5 protein-coding genes are annotated in these 4,512 nt (G+C 36.2%); 4 read left to right on the top strand and 1 reads right to left on the bottom strand.

Annotation, left to right across the window (positions count from 1 at the left end; all coding sequences use genetic code 11):
• On the bottom strand, nucleotides 1-474 hold a 474-nt coding region (locus tag H9X96_RS22300), incomplete at its 3' end, for a cysteine peptidase family C39 domain-containing protein (protein WP_255431214.1).
• 408 nt (nucleotides 475-882) lie between these two features.
• Here H9X96_RS22300 and H9X96_RS22295 point away from each other — a divergent pair.
• From H9X96_RS22295 to H9X96_RS22280, 4 genes are all read left to right on the top strand, one after another.
• Nucleotides 883-1,803, top strand: coding sequence for a hypothetical protein (locus tag H9X96_RS22295; protein ID WP_187668409.1), 921 nt, complete (start codon nucleotides 883-885; stop codon nucleotides 1,801-1,803).
• 3 nt (nucleotides 1,804-1,806) lie between these two features.
• Nucleotides 1,807-2,112 carry a hypothetical protein gene (locus H9X96_RS22290; protein WP_187668408.1) on the top strand — a complete coding sequence of 102 codons (306 nt, stop codon included), beginning with the start codon at nucleotides 1,807-1,809 and terminating at the stop codon, nucleotides 2,110-2,112.
• 16 nt (nucleotides 2,113-2,128) lie between these two features.
• Nucleotides 2,129-2,566, top strand: a complete 438-nt coding sequence (locus H9X96_RS22285; protein ID WP_187668407.1) for a hypothetical protein — start codon at nucleotides 2,129-2,131, stop codon at nucleotides 2,564-2,566.
• A gap of 39 nt (nucleotides 2,567-2,605) precedes the next feature.
• A partial coding sequence (locus tag H9X96_RS22280; RefSeq protein WP_187668406.1) for a glycosyltransferase occupies nucleotides 2,606-4,512 on the top strand: 1,907 nt, incomplete at its 3' end.

The raw sequence follows: 4,512 nt of genomic DNA, 5'->3' as shown, positions 1-4,512 counted from the left end.
AAGCGCCTGAAGGATAGTTATTATTAGCATGACAAAAAAAAGGTTCAAAAAACTTTTCGAGTATGGTCGGAAGTAATTGATGAAATTTGAGAACGTCTTTTTTTTGCTAACTTTATCTTGGCTCTGTCTCTCGTAAAAATCAGCTTGGGGTTCCAAAACAAGAAGCGCACCTTTGTCAGTATTATCCTTAAGCCATTTACTAGCAAATTCCTTCGAAGAATACGTTATTTGACCTTTAGCAGGGTCAGCGACATTTAAAGAGCCATTATAAACTGGTTTTTTTGCGAATTTATTTTCTTTACTCTGTTTAAAAATACTGAATCTGGAGGATGACGTTTTATAGACTACTATAAAATGACTATTGTCCCAGTGAAATATTGCGGGTAGTGGGATTCTATTTAATAAGTCGTCTAAAGTGCACTTAATAGATATTGTCCTGAAACCTAAGGATTCGGCGGCATGACTTATATCCAAAAATGAAATACCTTCTTTAGTAAGGCCACACTTGTTACGTAAATACTGGAGCGAATCATTTTAAGACATGATGGACCGCAGTCTTTCATATCCATCTGTCGATCTATTGGAAAGCTATTGAAAGGGATTAGGTTAAAGTTTCAACTAGTATAATGATAAGAATTTAATCTGGGGCATCGATTACAGTATTTTAAGTGAAAAATACGTACTTCCTAAAAGAAATATTTCTTAGGTATCATTTTAGTAGAGTAATTAAGTATGCATTATTGCAGGTGTCAGTTGAATATGTTGTGTGTGTATTATTAGTTTGCTATATATCTTGTGAAAAAAAGTTTAAAATAATTTGGATATCTAGTCGCTTATAAATATTATTGTTCAAAGTTAATCTAACTTTCAATTAACGCACTTATGAAAAAAGACAAGCCAACGCTAGCTTTTGAGGAACTTATGATGCAGATGGAGGTGATCTCCAAAGAACAACAACTCGAATACTTGGGAGGGGATAATAGTACTGGGGACAACCCAATGTACGCCTCCACTGGCTCAAATGGTGCAATTTCACAATGGTTATCGCAAGCCCTGGGAACAAATGTTACATCAAATGTTGACAGTTACGGTAACTGGACGATCAGCTTTGGAGGTAATACATTTCCGTTGGCTTTCCAGCTAGATGAGGTTCAAATTACTGCATCGGGACACATGAGCAGTTCCGGACATACTTATTACAATAATTGGGATGAAATCTTCGGGAGCAGCACGTGGTATAGCACCGGATACGGAACGTACAATGGGGGCGGCTCATCATACAGCAATAATACGGGATCATATACAACACCTGGTACTTGGGGGACTCCTGGAACTATTTCAAATAACTTAACGACTTTACTTGATGACATTTGGAACGGACCATCAATGAGAGCACTTGTACCAGATATTATCAGCATAAATATATCGGCAAATTTCGTTCCTGGATTCGGAAGTGGGCAGACGCTAGGAATTAATTTGATTACTAGAGGTGATGCCAGTCTATCACTTACGATGACAAGTGCAATAGGAGCTGGACTTCATGCAGATATGTCGGCAAACGCATCTGTTGGATACTTCGTTGGTGATGGTTACGCCAGCCTGAGTTCTTATCTAGGTCAAGGATATGATTTAGCGCTAGATTTAGAAGCCGTAGGTGTAGGAGGGTGGACCTCAACCAATAACGGAATTCCCAAATGGATTGGAGGCAGTGTTGGTGTAGGTCCCGGCATCGGCGGATCTGTTGGAAGTACCGAAACATTCCTGCTTTATGTTAATGGGCAACCCTTAATATGGGATTTTTAAGATATGTTTAAAAGATCCCCTTTATTCGCCCTTATAGTCTTGTGCCTGTTTTTTGGCTATTTTCTGATTGCACTAGTTTTAGGAAAGAAAAGGGAAAAAGCAAGTGCGTTTTCAGGAGTCATTCAAAGTATAGAATATAATGCGAAAGGAATCCCAACTGTAGAAATCGATGGTAAGAAAATACATCTGCTCGCCAGTTTCAATTGGAATCATCAAATTGAAACTGGCGATTTCATCGAAAAAAAGGCTGGTGAGAGCGTTTATAGAATCATTAAGCATACGAATAATAGCGTAATCATTTTTAAATAATTTATTATATGACTTTATGAAGCTAGTGAAGTATAGTTACGTGTTTTTTATTGTTTTTATCTTCCTGGGCTGCCAGATTACCACAAGTCAAGTAGAAGATCTTGACTCACAAAAGAAATGTGAGATTGTTATCAGTCATTTTTATACTTCTTTGATAAAAGAACAATATCGAGATTCCTATAAATTGTTTGCAGACTCCTTTTTTACAAAAATAGATACCTCAAAATTAGATTCATTTTACAGAAAAAATGCTTCTGCATCAGGAGGTGTCAAGGGCTATTTAATGGTTGATTTTCAGCAAAAAAGGTCATTGACTAATATCAACGCGATTAATTGTGTTGCAATATATCGTGTCGAAAGAAGTGGTGGCTTCACTAACGAAAGAATCATCTTGAAGATCGTAGATAACGCCATGCCTAAAATCTTGCGTTATAATGTTGATACATCTCATTAGGACATCTAGTGCCTTCGATTTTAATCTCCCAAATTAATTATGCTTAATATTTTTATCGTTGATAACTATAATCTTCAACAAGACAATGGACTGAACACTTATGTGACACAGTTGACCGATGGGCTAAAAGAAAAATCTGACATAAATCTACATTTTGTATGGATTAACTACCCTGGAATTTCTGCGATTGAGTTTGTCACTGTTCATAACTCCATTGAAATCAAAATACCTAAGTTTTCAGGTTCTTCTAATTCGATAAATATTTATGAACATTCTATAGCATCTGCTATTGCTTCAAGAGCACGAGGGCTTAAGAATTGCATTGTGCATTTTAATTGGATTAATCATTGTTCCATTGCGAGCTATATTAAGGCACAACTTGAATGCACTATTGTGCTTACGAAGCATTGTATACCTTGGCGAGATCTTATCACTCATGACTATCATACGTTTTTAAAGTTAGACTGGGCTTTTAGAAATAAAAATGTGGACTTTGTTCTGCCGGATTCATTGCGGAAAGAAAAGTTAAATTACGAGGCTATTGACCATATTATAACAGTTGCCGATTATGCAAAGCAGTCCCTTTTTGATTTATTAAATGTCGATAAAAGCAAAATTTCTGTTGTTTATAATGGCATAGATATCAAGCAATTTGACTTGGACAAGTTGAAGAATAAGTATTTGCTTCGAAAAAAATACGGATTTGGAAAGAATGACAAAATTGTTTTGTATGTCGGCTCAATAAACAAACGAAAAGGTATCATTGATCTTGTGAAATCTTTCGAGTCTTTATCACAAACAAGCGATCTCAAGAATTTAAAGTTAATAATTGTGGGCGCCGGTGATTTTTCTTCAGCTATAGAAGCAATAAAAGGGGCTTGGTCGAAGATAACTTTCATGGGAAGCATGCGGAAGGATGAACTCTATGAAATTTACAAAATTGCAGATATTGGCGTTATTCCTTCATATGTCGAACAATGTAGTTATTGTGCAATTGAAATGATGCTTAGTTCGTTGGCTATAATTTCTTCTGATGTGGATGGGCTAAAGGAAATAATTCCTGAGGGCGCGACAGTCCGTATTCCAATGAAATTACCAAAAGAGGGACAACCTCACGTTTGCGAAGAAAGTTTAACAAATGCATTATCTCTAATTTTAAAAGATAGGTTAATGGCTAGGCAAATTGGGAAAAAGGCAAATTTGGTCGCTAATTCCTTGTTTTCTAGGAATTTGATGATTGAAAAAACCATAAATGTCTATCACCTCGCGCAGTCGATGACAAAACACTATAAAAAAATACACGATAGACCTGCGAAACTGATAAATTCCGGTCCGTTGGTTAGCATCATTATGCCAGCTTTCAATGCATCATCCTTTATTCAGGAGGCTATAACCGATGTTCTTAATCAAAGCTATAGCAATTTTGAGTTAATAATAATTGATGATGGTTCAACAGACAATACTTCATTGTTGACTGCTAACTTCGATGATCCTCGGCTTATTTTTATAAATAATTCCGTAAAAAAAGGTATTGTCCAATCCCTTAACAGAGGCATTAAGCTATGTAAAGGGAAATATATTGCCAGAATGGACGCCGATGATAAAATGGATATGAAAAGATTGGAAAGGCAGATAGCTTTTTTGGAAACGAATCCCGAATATGGGATGGTAGGATCATGGTATAATATCATTGATAAGTTCGGCATATTACAAAATAGAATCGAAGGAGTTTTGGAGGACAGTCAGATAAGGTTAGGAATGCTCTTTAGTAATCAGTTTGCTCACCCCTCAGTAACGCTTCGTGCAGAAGTTCTTAAAGCGAATTTTTATGATAGTGGATATTTACATTGTGAAGATTATGAATTATGGACAAGGATACAACTAACATCTAAAGTCGCCAACCTTCCAGACTATCTAATTTCCTACCGAATACACGAAACGAATAC

Source organism: Pedobacter sp. N36a (genome assembly GCF_014472395.1).
In the GTDB taxonomy this organism is placed as follows: domain Bacteria; phylum Bacteroidota; class Bacteroidia; order Sphingobacteriales; family Sphingobacteriaceae; genus Pedobacter.
This window is presented reverse-complemented; position numbering and strand designations above follow the sequence as displayed.

What these genes read in the sequence shown, in the direction of transcription:
- H9X96_RS22295 (WP_187668409.1), top strand. Translation starts at nt 883, where the DNA reads ATGAAAAAAGACAAGCCAACGCTAGCTTTTGAGGAACTTATGATGCAG.
- H9X96_RS22290 (WP_187668408.1), top strand. Translation starts at nt 1,807, where the DNA reads ATGTTTAAAAGATCCCCTTTATTCGCCCTTATAGTCTTGTGCCTGTTT.
- H9X96_RS22285 (WP_187668407.1), top strand. Translation starts at nt 2,129, where the DNA reads ATGAAGCTAGTGAAGTATAGTTACGTGTTTTTTATTGTTTTTATCTTC.